At 69.3% G+C, this 17,808-nt stretch carries 16 protein-coding genes and 1 pseudogene; 8 read left to right on the top strand and 9 right to left on the bottom strand.

The window, feature by feature from the left end; translation table 11 throughout:
* Positions 1-211: pseudogene (locus IE312_RS41965) on the top strand (MarR family transcriptional regulator); the annotation flags it as partial.
* Positions 212-221: 10 nt separating this feature from the next.
* A complete protein-coding gene (locus IE312_RS26750; protein WP_189984884.1) occupies positions 222-674 on the top strand; it encodes a GNAT family N-acetyltransferase in 453 nt (150 codons plus the stop codon).
* Positions 675-788: 114 nt separating this feature from the next.
* Here the strand turns inward: IE312_RS26750 and IE312_RS26745 are convergent, their stop codons facing one another.
* Complete coding sequence (locus IE312_RS26745; RefSeq protein ID WP_189984883.1) at positions 789-2,174, bottom strand: serine hydrolase domain-containing protein; 1,386 nt, start codon at positions 2,172-2,174, stop codon at positions 789-791.
* A gap of 291 nt (positions 2,175-2,465) precedes the next feature.
* Positions 2,466-3,146, bottom strand: coding sequence for a TetR/AcrR family transcriptional regulator (locus tag IE312_RS26740; protein WP_189984882.1), 681 nt, complete (start codon positions 3,144-3,146; stop codon positions 2,466-2,468).
* A gap of 71 nt (positions 3,147-3,217) precedes the next feature.
* Between IE312_RS26740 and IE312_RS26735 the strand changes: the two genes are divergently transcribed.
* A complete protein-coding gene (locus IE312_RS26735; RefSeq protein ID WP_189984881.1) occupies positions 3,218-4,327 on the top strand; it encodes an FAD-dependent oxidoreductase in 1,110 nt (369 codons plus the stop codon).
* A gap of 136 nt (positions 4,328-4,463) precedes the next feature.
* Positions 4,464-5,027, top strand: coding sequence for a dihydrofolate reductase family protein (locus IE312_RS26730; RefSeq protein WP_189984880.1), 564 nt, complete (start codon positions 4,464-4,466; stop codon positions 5,025-5,027).
* A 71-nt stretch (positions 5,028-5,098) separates the two neighbouring features.
* Here the strand turns inward: IE312_RS26730 and dnaB are convergent, their stop codons facing one another.
* A complete protein-coding gene (gene dnaB / locus IE312_RS26725; RefSeq protein ID WP_189984879.1) occupies positions 5,099-6,577 on the bottom strand; it encodes a replicative DNA helicase in 1,479 nt (492 codons plus the stop codon).
* A 482-nt stretch (positions 6,578-7,059) separates the two neighbouring features.
* Between dnaB and IE312_RS26720 the strand changes: the two genes are divergently transcribed.
* The gene (locus tag IE312_RS26720; RefSeq protein ID WP_189984878.1) at positions 7,060-8,397 is read left to right on the top strand and encodes an MATE family efflux transporter; all 1,338 of its coding nucleotides are present in this window, start codon (positions 7,060-7,062) and stop codon (positions 8,395-8,397) included.
* A 107-nt stretch (positions 8,398-8,504) separates the two neighbouring features.
* Here IE312_RS26720 and rplI read toward each other — a convergent pair whose 3' ends face one another.
* From rplI to rpsF, 4 genes are all read right to left on the bottom strand, one after another.
* A complete protein-coding gene (rplI, locus tag IE312_RS26715) occupies positions 8,505-8,951 on the bottom strand; it encodes a 50S ribosomal protein L9 (RefSeq protein ID WP_189984877.1) in 447 nt (148 codons plus the stop codon).
* A gap of 18 nt (positions 8,952-8,969) precedes the next feature.
* Positions 8,970-9,206 (bottom strand): 30S ribosomal protein S18, encoded by a 237-nt coding sequence (gene rpsR, locus IE312_RS26710; RefSeq protein ID WP_003949403.1) that lies wholly within the window; start codon positions 9,204-9,206, stop codon positions 8,970-8,972.
* 57 nt (positions 9,207-9,263) lie between these two features.
* Positions 9,264-9,851, bottom strand: coding sequence for a single-stranded DNA-binding protein (locus IE312_RS26705; RefSeq protein WP_189984876.1), 588 nt, complete (start codon positions 9,849-9,851; stop codon positions 9,264-9,266).
* Between the two features lie 78 nt (positions 9,852-9,929).
* Entirely contained in the window at positions 9,930-10,220 is a 291-nt protein-coding gene (gene rpsF / locus IE312_RS26700; protein WP_014673750.1) for a 30S ribosomal protein S6, read from the bottom strand.
* 274 nt (positions 10,221-10,494) lie between these two features.
* Between rpsF and IE312_RS26695 the strand changes: the two genes are divergently transcribed.
* From IE312_RS26695 to IE312_RS26685, 3 genes are all read left to right on the top strand, one after another.
* The gene (locus tag IE312_RS26695; protein ID WP_189984875.1) at positions 10,495-10,809 is read left to right on the top strand and encodes a hypothetical protein; all 315 of its coding nucleotides are present in this window, start codon (positions 10,495-10,497) and stop codon (positions 10,807-10,809) included.
* A 119-nt stretch (positions 10,810-10,928) separates the two neighbouring features.
* Positions 10,929-12,047 (top strand): lipid II:glycine glycyltransferase FemX, encoded by a 1,119-nt coding sequence (locus IE312_RS26690; RefSeq protein ID WP_189984874.1) that lies wholly within the window; start codon positions 10,929-10,931, stop codon positions 12,045-12,047.
* An 85-nt stretch (positions 12,048-12,132) separates the two neighbouring features.
* Entirely contained in the window at positions 12,133-13,164 is a 1,032-nt protein-coding gene (locus IE312_RS26685) for an alanine racemase (RefSeq protein WP_189984873.1), read from the top strand.
* A 123-nt stretch (positions 13,165-13,287) separates the two neighbouring features.
* Here IE312_RS26685 and IE312_RS26680 read toward each other — a convergent pair whose 3' ends face one another.
* A complete protein-coding gene (locus IE312_RS26680) occupies positions 13,288-14,841 on the bottom strand; it encodes a glycosyltransferase family 87 protein (RefSeq protein ID WP_189984872.1) in 1,554 nt (517 codons plus the stop codon).
* Between the two features lie 129 nt (positions 14,842-14,970).
* Positions 14,971-17,664, bottom strand: a complete 2,694-nt coding sequence (locus tag IE312_RS26675) for a transglycosylase domain-containing protein (RefSeq protein ID WP_229900471.1) — start codon at positions 17,662-17,664, stop codon at positions 14,971-14,973.
* Positions 17,665-17,808: the final 144 nt, after the last annotated feature.

Below are 17,808 nucleotides of genomic sequence, written 5' to 3'. Positions count from 1 at the left end.
CCTGGAGGACCGCGGTCTGCTGGAGCGCTACCTGTGCCCCACCGACCGGCGTGGCATCTACACCAACGTCACTCCCGCGGGCCTGCGACTGCTGGAGGAGGCGCGGCCCACCAATGACGCCGCGCTGCGCGAGGCCCTGGACGACGCCGCCCAGAACCCTGAACTGGCCCCCCTGGTGCGGGTGGTGGAGTCCTTGCACGTGCCCGCATAGGGTGCGGAGCATGGACGATCTTGAGATGCGGGCCGCTACCGCCGACGATCTGCCGGCAATCGTCGCCATGCTCGCCGATGATCCGCTCGGTGCCCAGCGCGAGTCGCCCGAGGACCTGACGCCCTACAGGGCGGCACTCGAGCGCCTCGCGGCCGACCCGAACCAGCATGTCGTCGTCGCCGTGCGCGCAGGCCGCGTGATCGGGACCCTCCAGCTCACGATCATCCCGGGACTCTCCCAGAAGGGAGCCACCCGCGCGCTCATCGAGGCCGTGCGCATCCACGCGGACGAGCGCGGCAGCGGGCTCGGCGGCCGGTTGATCGAGTGGGCGATCGGCACCGCCCGAGCGCTCGACTGCCGACTGGTGCAGCTGACGTCCGACAAGACGCGCACCGACGCCCATCGCTTCTACGAGCGGCTGGGCTTCACCGCCTCGCACGAGGGCTTCAAGCTGCGGCTCTGACCGCATCGCGAGGCACCGGGCAGGCGTGCCACGGGGCGCCGAGCGAGCCCCTCGTTCCGTGAGCGGGGTCAGGGAGTGTGTTTCACGTGAAACACACCCCTGGGCAGCCATGGGTTAGCCGATGCCCCGCCAACCCTCCGGGTCCACGCCACCGGGCACGGCGCCCTCGGGGTCGTACGGCTGCCGGGTGAACACGAACGAGCCGAGATCGAGGTGGCTCACGGGCCCGTCCGGGCGCCGTACGGGCCGCAGCAGCTCACCGGCGTAATAACCCTCCAGGCCCGTCCAGGTGCCGTCGCCGTTCGCACGGAAACGGGCCCGCCGGCCCCCGCCGGCCAGCGGCGCCAGGGCGAGAAGGCCGTCGGCGGACGCGCGCAGACCGAAGGCGTGCGTGCCCCAGTACCACTGCCCCACCAGGTCCAGCACCGTCGGATCGACCTCGCGCAGGGGGCGCCAGGGCTCCGGGATGCGCGGCTCCGCCTCCGCGACGATCCGGACGAGATCGGCTCCCACGGCACCCAGCAGGGGACCGCTCGTGCAGTTGGCGAGCACCACGGCAGCCACGTCGTCCTCCACACTGATGGTCAGGTTCGCCAGGAAGCCGGGCAGGGAACCGGAATGGCCGGTGAGCAGCCGGCCGTCACGGCGCTGGATCTGCAGGCCCAGTCCGTAGGTGTTCCCGTCCAGCACGTCCGCGGCCTCGGCGGGCGCCGCCGGGGTGCGCATCTCCCGTACCGACTCGGCACTCAGCACCCGGTTGTCCCCCCGGGCCAGGAACGCGGCGAACCGCGCGAGGTCCCCGGTGGTCGACCAGAGCTGACCGGCCGGTGCCATCCGGCCCAGGTCCTCCAGCGGCTCGGGCAGCATCGCGTCGGCCCAGGGGTGCACGGCCCAGCCGCCCGCGTGCGGGGAGACCGGTTGTGCGGTCGTCCGGTGCAGACCGAGCGGTTCGAGGATCTCGTGGCGCAGTACCTCTTCCCACGGAGCACCGCGCAGTTCTTCGACCAGCGTTCCGAGCAGTGTGTAACCGGGGTTGGAGTAGTGGTGGCGCCGGCCGACGGGATGCAGCAGGGGCTGCTCTCCCAGCACATCGCCCAGCTCGGGCCGCAGGGATCCGGGCGTCCGCTCCCACCAGGGCGCGGGGGATTCGGCCGCCAGCCCCGCGGTGTGCGCGAGCAGTTCCGCGATCGTCGCCTCCCCCGCGCCGGTGCCCGGCAGGTGCTTCTCCAGCGGATCACCGAGATCGAGCACGCCCTCGTCCCGCAGCCGCATCACCAGGACGGCGGTGAAGGTCTTGGTGATGGACCCGATCCGGTACTGCACGGTCTCGTCCGGACCGTGCCCTTCCACGGACGTCCGCGCCCCGTGCCACACGGCCTGCCCGTCCCGTACGACGGCGGCGACCAGCGAAGGGGCCCGTCCTTCGGTCTGTGCGAGGGCGATCCGGTGCAGCAGGGCGCGGCGGGTGCCGGGGAGCAGCGCTTCCTGAGTTGTGGTCATGGCCCCAGTCCACCTGCTACGGAGGCGGCCGTCGAATGCATTAGCCGACGTCACGGCTGACAGCGCGGCGGCCGAACGGCAGGTTGCCGACGGCGGGGGTGCCGACGGCGCGGCGACCCACGAGGGAACGACCGGGTGCGGAACGACCGGGTGCGGACCGATCGGGTGCGGACCGATCGGGTGCGGACCGATCGGGTGCGGACCGAACGGGAGCGGACCGATCGGGAGCCGAACTCGACCAGGACCGGGCCGGCCGGGTCGGCCAGGCCGGCGCAGTCCCTCGGTCCTGCGTCACTTCGCCATGCGGGCTTCGATGCCGTCGAGCAGGAAGTCGAGGCCGATCCGGAAGGTCTGGTCGGCGTCCAGGTGGGCCGCATCGCGCACCACCGTGGCCATCGCGGGGAACCGTCCCGTGGCGAACGTCCGCTGCAGATAGGGCCCGAGTGAGGCCTGCCACCGCTTCTCGTCCATCCCGGTGGCCCGCTCGGCCCGCCGCTCGGCGATCTCCCGGCGCACCGCGCCGATCACATAGGCCTTGACCGCGGCGACCACCGGCATGACGGCATCCACGTCGACATCGCCCAGTGCGGCCACCACGGCCTCCCCCGTGGCCAGCGCGTGCGGCCCGAGCTGGGGCCGGCCGCCGAGGAGATCGGCGAGCCATTCGTGCTCGTGAACAACGTGCCGGGTCGCCTCGGCCAGAGACCACAGCACCTCCCGCCAGCCGTCTCCGGCCGGCCGGATCTCGCTGTAGGCCGCGTCGACCATCAGGTCGAGCAACTCGTCCTTGCCGGCGATGTAGGTGTACAGCCGCATCGGACGGACGTCCAGCGCGGTGGCGACCTTGCGCAGTGACACCGCCTCCAGGCCGTCCGCGTCGGCCAGTCGGATCGCCGCCCGGACGATCCGTTCCCGGCTCAGCGGGGCCGGCACGGGCCGGTCCGCCGGCTCCGGCCTCTCCCACACCAGCATGCGCCCACCATACACAGCGCCGATCGATACACTGTATCGTCCGATACAGTGTATCGAAGGGGGAAGCGACCATGACGATCGCCATCGTCGGAGCGGGCCTCGGCGGCCTGGCTCTCGCGCGTGTGCTGCACGTGAACGGCATCGACGCCGTCCTGTACGAACGTGAGCCGTCGCGCGACGCGCGCGGTCAGGGCGGCATGCTCGACATCCACTCCGGCCAACGGGCCTTGCGTGAGGCCGGTCTGATCGACCAGTTCCACGCGATCGCCCGTGGCGAAGGCCAGGACATGCGTCTTCTCGAGCCGGACGGCACCCTGCTGCTCCAAGAGGACACGCCCGACGACGCCCCGCTCGAACGGCCCGAGGTGGACCGCGCCGACCTGCGCGGCCTGCTGCTGGATTCCCTCCCCGAGGACGCGGTGCGCTGGGGGCACGCGTTCACCTCGGCCGGCGACGGCCTGCTGCACTTCGCCGACGGCAGCACGGCGACGTACGGCCTGCTGGTCGGCGCGGACGGCGCGCAGTCCCGGGTCCGCGCCCTGCTGACCGACGCCCGCCCGGCACACATCGGCCAGAACGCCGTCGAGCTCGGCATTCCCGACATCGACCGCACGCATCCCGACCTCGCGGCGATGGTCGGGCGCGGCAATTACTGGGTGCTCGGCGACGGGATGTCCCTGGCGGCGCAGCGCAACGGCGACGGCCGCGTGCGCATCGGCCTCAGCTTCTACAACACCGCCGAGGACTTCTTCTCCGCCAGCGGGATCCCGTTCGGCGACCCGGCCGCCGCCCGGGCGCGGCTGATCGACCTGCTCTCCGGCTGGGACGCACGGTTCACCGCGTTGATCGCGGCCTGCGACGACACGGTCGTACCACGGCCGATCACCGCTCTTCCGGTCGGCCTCACCTGGCCGTCCACCCCCGGTGTCACGCTGCTCGGTGATGCCGCGCACCTGATGCCGCCGGTGGGAGAGGGCGCCAATATGGCGCTGCTCGACGGCGCGGCGCTCGGTCTCGCCCTGGCCGCGCACCCGGACGACTTTCCCACCGCCGTCGCGGCGTACGAACGGGAGATGTTCGAGCGCACCAGCGCCGCCGCCCGGATGTCCGCGAGGATCCAGGACATGCTGATGTCACCGGACGCCGCCCGGAAGATGCTCGCGTTCTTCCGACCTGACTGAACGCGGCCGTACGACCGGGACACCGGTCACCCGGCCGGACGGTCTCCCCGCGGCCCGGGAGCTCATCGCGCACCGATGAGTTTCTCGCGCCGCGCCGGTCTGCATGCGTGGGATCGGCTCACGGAAGGCTGGCACCATGCGGAAACTGGTCTACGGCATGAACCTGGCCCTGGACGGCTACATCGCCGCGCCCTGCGACGACATCGGCTGGAGCGTGCCGAGCGAGGAGCTGTTCCAGTTCTGGTCCGACCAGTTGCAGGCGACCGACCTGATGCTGTACGGGCGCAAGCTGTGGCGGACGATGAGCTCCTACTGGCCGTCCGGTGACCAGCAGCCCGATGCCACCCCGGCGGAGATCGAGTTCGCGCGCCGCTGGCGGGACATGTCGAAGGTGGTGTTCTCTTCGACGCTCGACACGGTCGACTGGAACGCCCGTCTGGTCACCGGTGACGCGGTCGCCGAGATCACCCGGCTCAAGGCCGAGGACGGCGGCCGGATGAGCATCGGCGGCGCGACGCTCGCCGGGGCGGCCATGCGGGCCGGGCTGATCGACGAGTACGTGCTGGCCACGGCGCCGGTCCTGGTCGGCGGCGGCACGCCCTTCTTCACCGCGCTGGACAACTGGGTGCACCTGAAGCTGGTGGAGACGCGGACGCTTCCCTGCGGCGTGATCCTGACCAGGTACGAGACGAGGCGTTGAGCTGCCACCCCGGAGTGACGGGCCCGGTGCGCCGCGGGCGGGCACTGCCGGCCGGCCCGCTCACCGCTGGATCAGGTCTGCGCCATGTCCACGAAACGGGAGTAGTGGCCCTGGAAGGCGACCGTGATGGTGGCCGTCGGACCGTTTCGGTGCTTGGCGACGATCAGGTCCGCCTCGCCCGCGCGCGGGGACTCCTTCTCGTAGGCGTCCTCGCGGTGCAGCAGGATGACCATGTCGGCGTCCTGCTCGATGGAGCCGGACTCACGCAGGTCGGAGACCATCGGCTTCTTGTCGGTGCGCTGCTCGGGACCACGGTTGAGCTGGGAGAGCGCGATGACCGGGATCTCCAGCTCCTTCGCGAGCAGCTTGAGGTTACGGGACATGTCCGAGACCTCCTGCTGACGGCTCTCGGCGCGCTTGGAACCGCCGGACTGCATCAGCTGGAGGTAGTCGATGACGACCAGCTTCAGGTCGTTGCGCTGCTTCAGACGGCGGCACTTGGCCCGGATCTCCATCATCGACAGGTTCGGGGAGTCGTCGATGTAGAGCGGCGCGGCCGACACGTCCGGCATCCGGCGGGCGAGCCGGGTCCAGTCCTCGTCCGTCATCGTGCCGGACCGCATGTGGTGCAGGGCGACCCGGGCCTCGGCGGACAGCAGGCGCATCGCGATCTCGTTGCGGCCCATTTCGAGCGAGAAGATGACGCTCGGCAGGTTGTGCTTGATGGAGGCGGCCCGCGCGAAGTCCAGGGCGAGGGTCGACTTACCCATGGCGGGACGGGCTGCGATGACGATCATCTGACCGGGGTGGAGGCCGTTCGTCAGCGAGTCGAAATCGGTGAACCCGGTCGGCACACCGGTCATCTCGCCGCTGCGCGAGCCGATCGCCTCGATCTCGTCGAGGGCGCCTTCCATGATGTCGCCGAGCGGGAGGTAGTCCTCGCTGGTGCGCTGCTCGGTGACGGCGTAGATCTCGGCCTGGGCGCTGTTGACGATCTCGTCCACGTCGCCGTCGGCGGCGTATCCCATCTGCGTGATGCGGGTGCCGGCTTCGACCAGGCGGCGCAGCACGGCCCGTTCGTGGACGATCTCCGCGTAGTACTCGGCGTTGGCCGCCGTCGGCACGGTCTGGACGAGGGTGTGCAGGTAGGCCGCGCCGCCGACCTTGTTGATCTCGCCGCGTTTGGTGAGTTCGGCGGCGATGGTGATCGGGTCGGCCGGCTCGCCCTTGGCATAGACGTCCAGGATGGCCTGGTAGATCGTCTCGTGCGCGGGCTTGTAGAAGTCGTGGCCCTTGAGGATCTCGACGACGTCCGCGATGGCGTCCTTGGACAGCAGCATGCCGCCCAGCACCGACTGCTCGGCGTCCAGGTCCTGCGGCGGGACCCGCTCGAAGGACGAACCTCCGCCGTCCCAGCCCCCGTTGTCCCGGCCCCGGTCGTGCTGCTCGTCACGACCCCGGCCGCCGTCACCGCGTCGACGGGAGGCCGGCAGACGATCACTGGGCCCGCTGTCGGCCCACGGATCGTCCAAGGGCTCGGAAATGCTCACCGAGCCACCTCCTCCCGTCCGCACGGCGGACCTCGCCGTGGCCTCTTTTGTACGGCACGACACTGACAACTGAGAGGCCCTGACTCCGCTTCTAGCGCGTCGGATTTGTGACGATTCCCCGGCCGGAAACAGACCGCTTCCCGGGCCGGAGGAAGGAGCGGGCGCCGGACCACGGTAGGCCCCTCGGCACCGTCAGCCAATCTGGTTATCCACAGGCCATGTGGACGACCGCCCCGATGCTGTGGAGAACTCGGCGAAACCTGTGTACGGCCCGGTGGACAGCCCTGTGAACAAGCCCTCGCTCCGCCCGCCACTAGGCCTGTGACCTGCAGTGATGCGATCCACTGGCTGTGCAGAGAAAAAACTTTCCCGGTCGGGCCAAGATCGTGTCGAACGGCACCCGAAAGGACATGACCCAAGACCGCAAGTAAGGACCAGTAGTCAGTTGCATCTCTTACCTGTGGACGATTACATTGATGCTGATGACACAGGCTCCAGAGATTCCCCAGGCCACGCGGCGACGGCACGACCGGGAGATAGTCGCGCTGGCCGTTCCGGCCTTCGGCGCCCTCGTCGCCGAGCCCCTCTTCGTCATGGCGGACAGTGCCATCGTCGGGCACCTCGGGACCGCCCAGCTCGCCGGTCTCGGCGTCGCTTCGGCGCTCCTGACCACGGCCGTAAGTCTGTTCGTCTTCCTCGCCTACGCCACCACGGCCGCCGTGGCCCGCCGCGTCGGTTCCGGTGATCTGCCGGCGGCCATCCGCCAGGGCATGGACGGCATCTGGCTGGCGCTGTTGCTCGGCCTCGCCGTCATCGCCGTCGTCCTTCCCCTGGCCCCCGGCATCGTGGACCTCTTCGGTGCCTCCAGCACCGCGGCGCCCTATGCCACCACGTATCTGCGCGTCTCCGCCCTGGGCATCCCCGCCATGCTCATCGTCCTGGCCGCGACCGGAGTACTGCGCGGCCTGCACGACACCAGGACCCCGCTCTACGTCGCCGTCGCGGGCTTCGTCGCCAACGCCGCGCTCAACGCGGGTCTGGTCTACGGCGCCGGGCTCGGCATCGCCGGTTCGGCCTGGGGCACGGTCGTCGCCCAGTGCGGCATGGCAGCCGTCTATCTGACCGTCGTCGTCCGCGGTGCCCGCCGGCACGGCGCCTCCCTGCGACCGGACGCCGCCGGTATCCGCGCGTCGGCCCAGGCAGGCGTTCCCCTCCTCGTGCGTACGCTCTCCCTGCGGGCCATCCTCATGATCGCCACGGCGGTCGCGGCACGTCTCGGTGACGCCGACATCGCCGCGCACCAGATCGTCCTGTCCCTATGGAGCCTGCTGTCCTTCGCGCTCGACGCGATCGCCATCGCGGGGCAGGCCATCATCGGCCGCTATCTCGGCGGGGACGACGCCCAGGGCGCTCGCCAGGCCTGTCGGCGCATGATCCAGTGGGGCATCGCGACCGGTGTTCTCCTGGGCCTGCTCGTGGTGGCGGCGCGCCCCCTCTTCCTACCGCTGTTCACCAGCGACTCCGGAGTGAAGGACACCGCACTGCCGGCCCTGCTGCTCGTGGCCCTCTCCCAGCCCGTCTGCGGGATCGTCTATGTCCTGGACGGCGTCCTGATGGGCGCCGGAGACGGCCCCTATCTGGCCTGGGCCATGGTGCTCACCTTGACGGTGTTCGCTCCGGTGGCCCTGCTCGTCCCCGCCTTCGGCGGCGGACTCACCGCACTCTGGGCGGCGATGACCTTGATGATGACGATGCGCTTGCTGACGCTGTGGCTGCGGGCGCGCTCGGGCCGTTGGATCGTGACGGGCGCGAGCCGCTGACCGTTTCACGTGAAACATGGCCGTTCCGGTCATGGAAAAGGGGCCGCACCCCCGGAAGGGTGCGGCCCCTATCACCGGCTCGAACGAGCACAGCGACCACGCGGTGATCAGGCCGCGACGACCTCGATGTTGACCTTGGCGGCAACCTCGGGGTGCAGACGCACGGACGTCTCGTGGGCGCCCAGGGTCTTGATCGGAGCGGACAGCTCGATGCGGCGCTTGTCGACCTCGGGGCCACCGGAAGCCTTGATCGCGGACGCGATGTCGGCCGGGGTGACGGAACCGAAGAGACGGCCGGCGTCGCCGGAGCGGACGGCCAGACGGACCTTCACGCCCTCGAGCTGGGCCTTGACCTGATTGGCCTGCTCGATGGTCTGGATCTCGTGGATCTTGCGAGCACGACGGATCTGCTCGACGTCCTTCTCGCCACCCTTGGTCCAGCGGATAGCGAACTTCCGCGGGATCAGGTAGTTGCGAGCGTAACCGTCCTTGACGTCCACGACGTCGCCCGCGGCACCGAGGCCGGAGACCTCGTGGGTGAGGATGATCTTCATGTGTCGGTCACCCTTCCCTTAGCGCGCGGTGGACGTGTAGGGCAGCAGCGCCATCTCACGGCTGTTCTTCACGGCCGTGGCGACGTCACGCTGGTGCTGCGTGCAGTTGCCGGTCACGCGGCGGGCACGGATCTTGCCGCGGTCGGAAATGAACTTCCGCAGCATGTTCGTGTCCTTGTAGTCCACGTACGTGACCTTGTCCTTGCAGAAAGCGCAGACCTTCTTCTTCGGCTTGCGCACAGGCGGCTTCGCCATGGTGTTTCTCCTGTGTGATCAAGAAGTTGGGGTACGACCCACCCTTGGTCCGAGGACCTAGAAGGGGGGCTCGTCCGAGTAGCCGCCACCGCCGCCGGAGCCGCCGCCCCAGCCGCCGCCGCCCTGGTTGCCACCGGCGGGAGCGCCGGTCGCCCAGGGGTCGTCGGCCGGAGCGCCGCCGCCCTGCTGGCCGCCGCCGGAGCTCGCGCCCCAGCCGCCGCCACCCTGGCCACTCTGGCCGCCACCGCCGCCGTAACCGCCCTGGCCACCGCGTCCGCCACCGGCGGTCTTGGTGACCTTGGCCGTGGCGTTGCGCAGGCTGGGGCCGACTTCCTCGACGTCCAGCTCGTAGACCGTGCGCTTGACGCCCTCGCGGTCCTCGTAGGACCGCTGCTTCAGCCGGCCCTGCACGATGACGCGCATGCCTCGCTGGAGCGACTCGGCGACGTTCTCCGCCGCCTGACGCCAGACCGAGCAGGTCAGGAACAGGCTCTCGCCGTCCTTCCACTCGTTCGTCTGGCGGTCGAAGGTACGGGGAGTGGACGCGACGCGGAACTTCGCGACCGCCGCACCGGACGGGGTGAAGCGCAGCTCGGGGTCGTCGACAAGATTGCCGATGACCGTGATGACGGTCTCGCCTGCCATGGGGGAACCTCTCGGCGGGTTTGCTGCTCTGGCTGCTTGGTTGCTACTCGAATCCCGAGATCAGCTGAGCGGAAGGGCTCAGTGGGTCTCGGGGCGGAGGACCTTGGTCCGGAGGACCGACTCGTTCAGGTTCATCTGGCGGTCGAGCTCCTTGACGACCGCAGGCTCGGCCTGCAGGTCGATGACCGAGTAGATGCCCTCGGGCTTCTTCTTGATCTCGTAGGCGAGACGACGACGGCCCCAGGTGTCGACCTTCTCCACCTTGCCGCCGCCGTCACGGACGACGGACAGGAAGTTCTCGATCAGCGGGGAGACAGCGCGCTCCTCGAGATCGGGGTCGAGGATGACCATCACCTCGTAGTGACGCATGTGGAACCCACCTCCTTTGGACTCAGCGGCCACGGTCGTTCCGTGGCAGGAGGGTTGTGATGCGTACGCAACGGTATCGGCCGCCACTGACAATCGGGGTTCCCTCAGGGGAGCCGGGCAGTGTGACCTCGGTCAGGTCCGGGCAGACACCAGTGCAGACGGTACAGACTACCCGCACACCCGCTTCCGGTTGAAATCCGGCCTCCGAGGCCGACAATCTGTACACATCGGATGTGTGCGGCGCCACGGGGCGCCGCTTCCGCAGGAGGTGCCCATGGCACAGGCATTGCAGCCCAACACTGCCGGATCCCTCTTCGCCACGGACGGCAAGCGCCATCCGCTGCAGGAAGCCCTGATGGCGGTGACGTTCGCCCTGGGGCTGCTGTCCTTCATCACGTCCTTCTTCCACAGCCTCCACCTGCTGACCTCGTGGACGGGCCTGGTGGCACTGGCCACGGGCGTCTACGGACAGTGGGTCTCGGTGACCACGCGGCAGCGGTTCTTCCTCATCCTGGGTCTGGGCGCCGCGGGGATCGGATTCCTGATCGGCATGGCCCACGGCGGCCTCTTCGGCGGCATCGTCGGCTGACTTCGCCGGGGTCGAGGCCCCTCTGCCCAGTCGGGGCGCTCCAAAGGCGCAGTAGGCTTCGGCGCGAGAGCCGGAGCCCCTGTACCCATGGGGACACACCAGCCCGAGGAGCGCCCCGAATGAGCCTGACCCTGAGGACCATCAGTCGCGAGCAGCATCTGGCCTTCATCCAGAGCCTGCCGGCGGCGAGCCACATGCAGGTCCCGGCCTGGGCAGATGTGAAGGCGGAGTGGCGTTCGGAGAACCTCGGCTGGTTCGACCGGAGCGGCCAGCTGGTCGGTGTGGGCCTGGTCCTCTACCGCCAGCTGCCCAAGATCAAGCGCTACCTCGCCTATCTGCCCGAGGGCCCGGTCATCAACTGGTACGCGCCCAACCTGGACGACTGGATCCAGCCGATGCTGGCGCACCTGAAGCAGCAGGGTGCCTTCTCGGTGAAGATGGGGCCGCCCGTGATCATCCGCCGGTGGAACGCGGACACCATCAAGAGGGGCATCCAGGACCCGGACATCAAGCGGCTGCGCGACGTGGAGGCCGACTTCATCGAGCCGCGCGCCTTCGAGGTGGCCGACAAGCTGCGCCGCATGGGCTGGCAGCAGGGCGAGGACGGCGGCGCCGGCTTCGGTGACGTTCAGCCCCGCTACGTCTACCAGGTGCCGCTGGCGAACCGCTCCCTGGAAGAGGTCCACAAGAACTTCAACCAGCTGTGGCGCCGCAACATCAAGAAGGCCGAGAAGGCCGGTGTCGAGGTCGTCCAGGGCGGCTACCAGGACCTGCCCGAGTGGCAGCGGCTGTACGAGATCACGGCCGTCCGCGACCACTTCCGGCCCCGCCCGCTGTCGTACTTCCAGCGCATGTGGACGGCCCTCAACACCGAGGACCCCAACCGCATGCGCCTGTACTTCGCCCGCCACAACGGCGTGAACCTGTCCGCGGCGACGATGCTGATCGTCGGCGGCCACGTCTGGTACTCCTACGGCGCCTCCGACAACATCGGCCGCGAGGTCCGCCCGTCGAACGCGATGCAGTGGCGGATGCTGCGCGACGCCTACGCGCTGGGCGCCACCGTCTACGACCTGCGCGGCATCTCCGACTCGCTGGACGAGACCGACCACCTCTTCGGCCTGATCCAGTTCAAGGTCGGCACCGGCGGCCAGGCCGCCGAGTACCTCGGCGAATGGGACTTCCCGCTGAACAAGCTGCTCCACAAGGCGCTCGACATCTACATGTCGCGTCGTTGAGCCGCGCGGGCGTTTGATTCCATAGCCTTCACAGCTCACTCACCTCTGATCCACCGCAGCCACGAGAAAGGTTCCGGGTCCGGCCATGGCGCTCACGCTCTACGTCGACACCGCGCGCTGGCGTGCGCACCACAAGCACGTGCAGGAGCAGTTCCCGGGACTCGTCCCGGTCTGCAAGGGCAACGGCTACGGCTTCGGGCACGAGCGGCTGTCGGAGGAGGCCACACGGCTGGGCTCGGACCTGCTCGCCGTCGGCACCACCTACGAGGCCGCGCGCATCAAGGACTGGTTCAGCGGTGACCTGCTGGTGCTCACCCCGTACCGGCGCGGTGAGGAGCCGGTCCCGCTGCCCGACCGGGTCGTCCGCTCCGTGTCGTCGATCGACGGTGTGTACGGCCTCGTGGGCGCCCGTGTCGTCATCGAGGTGATGTCCTCGATGAAGCGGCACGGCATCAGCGAGCAGGACCTGCCCCAGCTCCACCAGGCCATAGAGAACGTCCGGCTGGAGGGCTTCGCCATCCACCTGCCGCTGGACCGCACCGACGGCTCGGACGCCGTCGAGGAGGTCATCGGCTGGATGGACCGGCTGCGCGCGGCACGGCTGCCGCTGCACACGATGTTCGTCAGCCACCTCAAGGCGGACGAGCTGGCCCGGCTCCAGCAGCAGTTCCCGCAGACCCGGTTCCGCGCGCGCATCGGCACGCGGCTGTGGCTGGGGGACCACGACGCGACGGAGTACCGCGGTGCCGTCCTGGACGTCACGCGCGTGGCGAAGGGCGACCGCTTCGGCTACCGGCAGCAGAAGGCGGCCTCGGACGGCTACCTGGTGGTCGTGGCGGGCGGTACGTCGCACGGGGTGGGCCTGGAGGCCCCGAAGGCCCTGCACGGTGTCATGCCGCGCGCCAAGGGCGTCGCCCGTGCCGGACTGGCCACGGTCAACCGGAACCTTTCCCCGTTCGTCTGGGGCGGCAAGCAGCGCTGGTTCGCCGAGCCGCCGCACATGCAGGTGTCGATCCTGTTCGTGCCCGCGGACGCCCCCGAGCCCCAGGTCGGTGACGAACTGGTGGCCCATCTGCGGCACACCACCACCCAGTTCGACCGCCTCGTGGACCGCTGAGCCCGTCCAGGACGGCGAGAAGGCCGTATCCGGTGCGTCCGGGTACGGCCTTTCGTGTGCGCGGATCGCGTGTGACGGCGGGTCGGCCGCGGCGCGCGCCCGGGCGGCACCGCGCCCGTTCGCTCAGAGCGAACGGTCTTCGTGGGCGAGCTCCTCGGGCCGGCCCCAGGCCACCTGGGGATTCTCGAAGGAGGCGGCGTGCCGCGGCGGATGGGCCGCCGCGCCGAGCACGAACGCGTCCTCGGCTCCGTCGAGGACCCCGCCCGAGGGATCGTCGTCCCCGGACCGGCGCACGACGTCCCGCTCCGGCATGAGGATGTCCCGTACGACGACGGCGCACAGGTACAGCGTTCCCACCAGGTGCACCGCGATCGTCCACTGGTACCCCTGGGTCGGCAGTCCCTTGTGGGCGTCTCCGCTGGTCGTGTAGGCGAGGTACATCCAGATGCCCAGGAAGTACGCCACCTCGCACGCCTGCCAGATCAGGAAGTCCCGCCACTTGGGCCGGGCGAGAACCGCCAGCGGCACCAGCCAGAGGACGTACTGCGGGGAGTAGACCTTGTTGGTCAGGACGAAGGCGGCCACCATCAGGAAGGCCAGCTGGGCGAAGCGCGGCCGGCGCGGGGCGGTGAAGGTCAGCGCGACGATGCCGAGGAAGCACAGCACCACCAGCACGATGGCCGCGATGTTGACGAAGTTCGTGGTGGGCGGGCTGCTGGAGTTCTGCGCCCAGATCAGCCAGAAGGAGCCGAAGTCGACACCGCGCTCCTGGCTGAAGGTGTAGAACTTCGCCCAGCCCTCGCGGATGTGGAAGCCCGTCGCATCGTGCGCGAGCATCACGGGCAGGTTGACGACGAGCCAGGCGACCACCGCGCCGGCCACGGCCTTGAAGAACGCGCGCCAGGTGCCGGCCCGCCAGCACAGCACGAGCAGGGGGCCCAGCAGCACGACCGGGTACAGCTTGGCGGCGGTGGCCAGCCCCAGCAGGACACCGAAGGCGACGGTCCGGCCGCGCGCCCACATCAGCATCGCGGCGGCCGTCAGCGCCACCGCCAGCAGGTCCCAGTTGATGGTCGCGGTCAGCGCGAAGGCGGGCGCCAAGGCGACCAGGAGGCCGTCCCAGGGGCGCCGGCCGTGGGTGCGGGCCACGCAGACGGCGATGACGGCGGCGCACACCATCAGCATCCCGGCGTTGACGAACCAGTACCACTGCTCCTGGTGCTGGATGCTGCCGCTGTGCGGCGTCAGCCAGGAGGCCACCTCCATGAACACGCCGGTCAGTACCGGGTACTCGAGGTAGTCCATGTCGCCGGGGAGCTTGTCGAAGTACGGCACGAGATGGTCGGCGAACCCACGGCCCTGGTAGAGGTGCGGGATGTCCGAGTAGCAGGCATGCGTGTACTGGCTGCTCGCACCGAAGAACCAGGCGCTGTGGTAGCAGGGCGCCTTCTGGATCAGCCCCAGGGCGAACATGCCGATCGCCACGAGCGCCACGACCCGTACGGGCGTCCACCAGGAGGTGCCGAGCAGGGCGTGCCGTCCCAGGGGCCCGCCGATCAGCTCGCTGCCGGCGGCGGCGACCGCGTCCTCCCTGGTCGGCTGCACCGGCTCTGCCACGACGGGCCGCGCGGACTCGGGCTGGGGCATGCTCGCGGGCGTCATCTCTGCACTGGGCATGGGGCACATCCTGCCGTACCCGCCTGGGAAAAAGCCGAGAGCCGCCGCACCTGGTAGGTGCGGCGGCTCATGTTTCACGTGAAACACCCTCGGCGGGCGAAATGGCCGCCAACCGGTCGGATCACCGGGCTAACCCGTCTGGCCTCCGAAGAAGCCCCCGTTGCCGTTACCTCGGGTGTTTCCCGTCCCGGTCGTATCGGTGGCCGTCGGCGTCGGCGTGGTGCCCCCGCCTCCGTCGACGCCGCCCGTGTCCACGCCTCCGTTGCCATTGCCGTTGCCGTTGCCATTGCCGTTGCCGTTCCCGTTGCAGTTCGGGTCCCAGCCCAGCTGGCAGGACGCGCTGGCCGACGGAGACGGTGTGGTGGTCGTCTGGCTCGGCGACGGGCTCGGCGTGGCGCTCGGCGTCCGGCTCGGCGTGATGGTGACACTCGGAGTCGGGGAAGGAGCGCCTGCTTCGTCCTGGACCTCGCCGATCTCGGTGGCCTTCGGGAAGCCGGGATCGTTCGCGTTCTTGAGCGCTGCCCGCATGTACTCGGTCCACACGAGCGTCGGAATGTCACCACCGTGGATCGAGTCCACACCGGCAGTGCCGTTCATGGACAGCAGCTTGTGGTCCTTGGGGTTCTCCCGGAACATCGTCACGGAGGTCGACAGCTGCTGGGTGTAACCGACGAACCAGGCGGACTTGTTCTCGTCGGTGGTACCGGTCTTGCCCGCCGCCGTACGGCCGAGGGTCTTGGCCTTCAAGCCCGTGCCGTTCTGGATGACGTTCTCGAGCACGTCCGTGACGTTGTTGGCGATGTTCTCGTCCAGCGCCTGCTCGGGAGCCGGCTTCGGCTTCACGAAACTGGGTGCGTCCGCGCCATTGATCTTCACGGCGGTCACGGAGTACGGGTCCGCCTGCTTGCCCGACGCGGCGAAGGTGGCGTAGGCGTCGGCCATGCGGATCGCGCTGGGCGTGGACGTGCCGATCGCGAAGGACGGGTTCAGGTTCTGCGACATGCTCTGGTCGAGGATGCCCGCCGACTTGGCCACGTCCCGGACGTGTGTCATCCCCACATCGACACCCAGCTGGACGAACGGCGTGTTGACGGACTGCTCCATCGCCTTGCGCAGGCTGATGTAGCCCCAGGGGTGGTCGCTCTCGTTGTTCTGGTAGAAGGGCGTGTTGTCCTTGTTGAGGTAGTACGACCCGTCCGGCTTGTAGACCTTGAGATGGTCGTTGCCGTTGTACTTGCTCAGCGGGGAGACCCCTTGGCCGTCGGACTTGTACGTGCCGTACTTCATGGCGGCGGCCAGCACGAACGGCTTCCACGTCGAACCCACGGGGACACCGGAGGTGTCCGCGTTGTTGGTGAAGTGCCCGTTCTCGTAACCGTCACCGCCGTACAGCGCGACGATCTGCCCGTCCGCGGGCTTCACCGAGGCCGCTCCGAACTGGACGTACTTGTCCAGGTTCCGGTGCTTCGGGTCGAGGCGCTCCTTCTGGACGTTCTTCACGGCCTTGGCCAGGGCGTTGACCTTGTTCTTCTGGAAGGTCGTGTAGATCTGGTAGCCGCCCTTGTCGAACTGAGCCTCCGTGATGTCGGAGTGGGCGAGCACGTACTTCTTCGCCGTGTCGACCAGGTAGCTGATCTGCCCGGTCATCCCCTTGGTCGCCTTGCGGCCGTCGGGCGTCGGATACTTCCTGATCGCCTTCTGGTAGTCGGCGTCGCTGAGGCGCTTGTCCTTGTGCATCTCGCCGAGGATCCAGGCCCAGCGCTCCTCGGAGCGCTTGCGGTTGGCCTCCGGAGTCGCCGACTTGTCCAGGTCCGAGGCACCGGCCGGGTCGTAGTACGTCGGGCCCTTCAGCAGCGCCGCGAGGACCGCGCACTCACTCGGCGTGAGATCGTCGGAGTTCTTGCCGTAGTACGTCTGCGCCGCCGCCTGGATGCCGTAGGCCCCACGGCCGTAGTACGAGGTGTTCAGGTACCCCTGCAGGATCTCGTCCTTGTCGAACTTCGCCCCGACCTTGATGGAGATGAACATCTCCTTGAACTTACGGGTGAGCGTCTGGTCCTGGCTCAGGTACGTGTTCTTGACGAACTGCTGGGTGATGGTCGAACCACCCTGCGTCTGACCACCCCGCGCCATGTTGGCCAGGGCCCGGGCGATGCCCATGGGGTCGACACCCGAGTCCTGGTAGAAGCTCTTGTTCTCGGCAGAGATCACCGCGAACTGCATGGCCTTGGGGATCTTGTCGATGGTGACGTTCTGCCGGTTGACGCCCGTGCCCGTGGCCACCATCTGGCTGCCGTCGGCCCAGTAGTAGACGTTGTTCTGGGACTTCGCCGCGATGTTCTCGCTCGGTACTTCCACCATGGCGAAGCCGATGCCGACCATGGCGACCAGACCGCCGACGAAGCCGACGAACAGCCCGCTGACCAGCTTCCAGGACGGCACCCAGCGCCGCCAGCCGTGCCTGCCGAACCTGGGGTAGTCGATGAACCGCTTCTTGCCGGGTGCCGTCGTCGCGCGGCCCCGCCCACGCCCCGGACCGGCCGGCCCGCCCCGGCCGGCGGGGGCCGTGTTCTCGGCGGCTCTGCGCCGGCTGCCCTTCTGTGCGGCACGGCGGGCCTCGGCACGGCTGCCGTAGGAACGCTCCTCGCCTCCCGGGCCCACGGTCTCCGACCCAGGGGAAGGAGACCGGTAGGAGTCGGCAGGAGACCCGGTGGCGCCTCGCGGTGCCGCACGGCGGCCGGAGGACGGGCCGGACTGGCCGCGCCGGGCCGCGGCACGTCCGCCTCCCTGCGGCTGCGGCGGTTTGCGACGGTGCTCGCTCATCGAACGATTACTCCTCGGGCAGGCGCACCCGTGCGCGCCTGGAACGGCGGCTGGTTTCCGGTCCCCCCGAAGTACGGATGTGGTCGGTCCTGCATTCACCCGTACTGCACCAGGGACGACGACGCTCCCCGGGCATCACGCGGT

It is taken from the genome of Streptomyces capoamus (assembly GCF_014654935.1).
GTDB lineage: Bacteria > Actinomycetota > Actinomycetes > Streptomycetales > Streptomycetaceae > Streptomyces > Streptomyces capoamus.
Note: the sequence above shows the minus strand (reverse complement) of the source record. Positions and strands in the feature narration are given on the sequence as shown.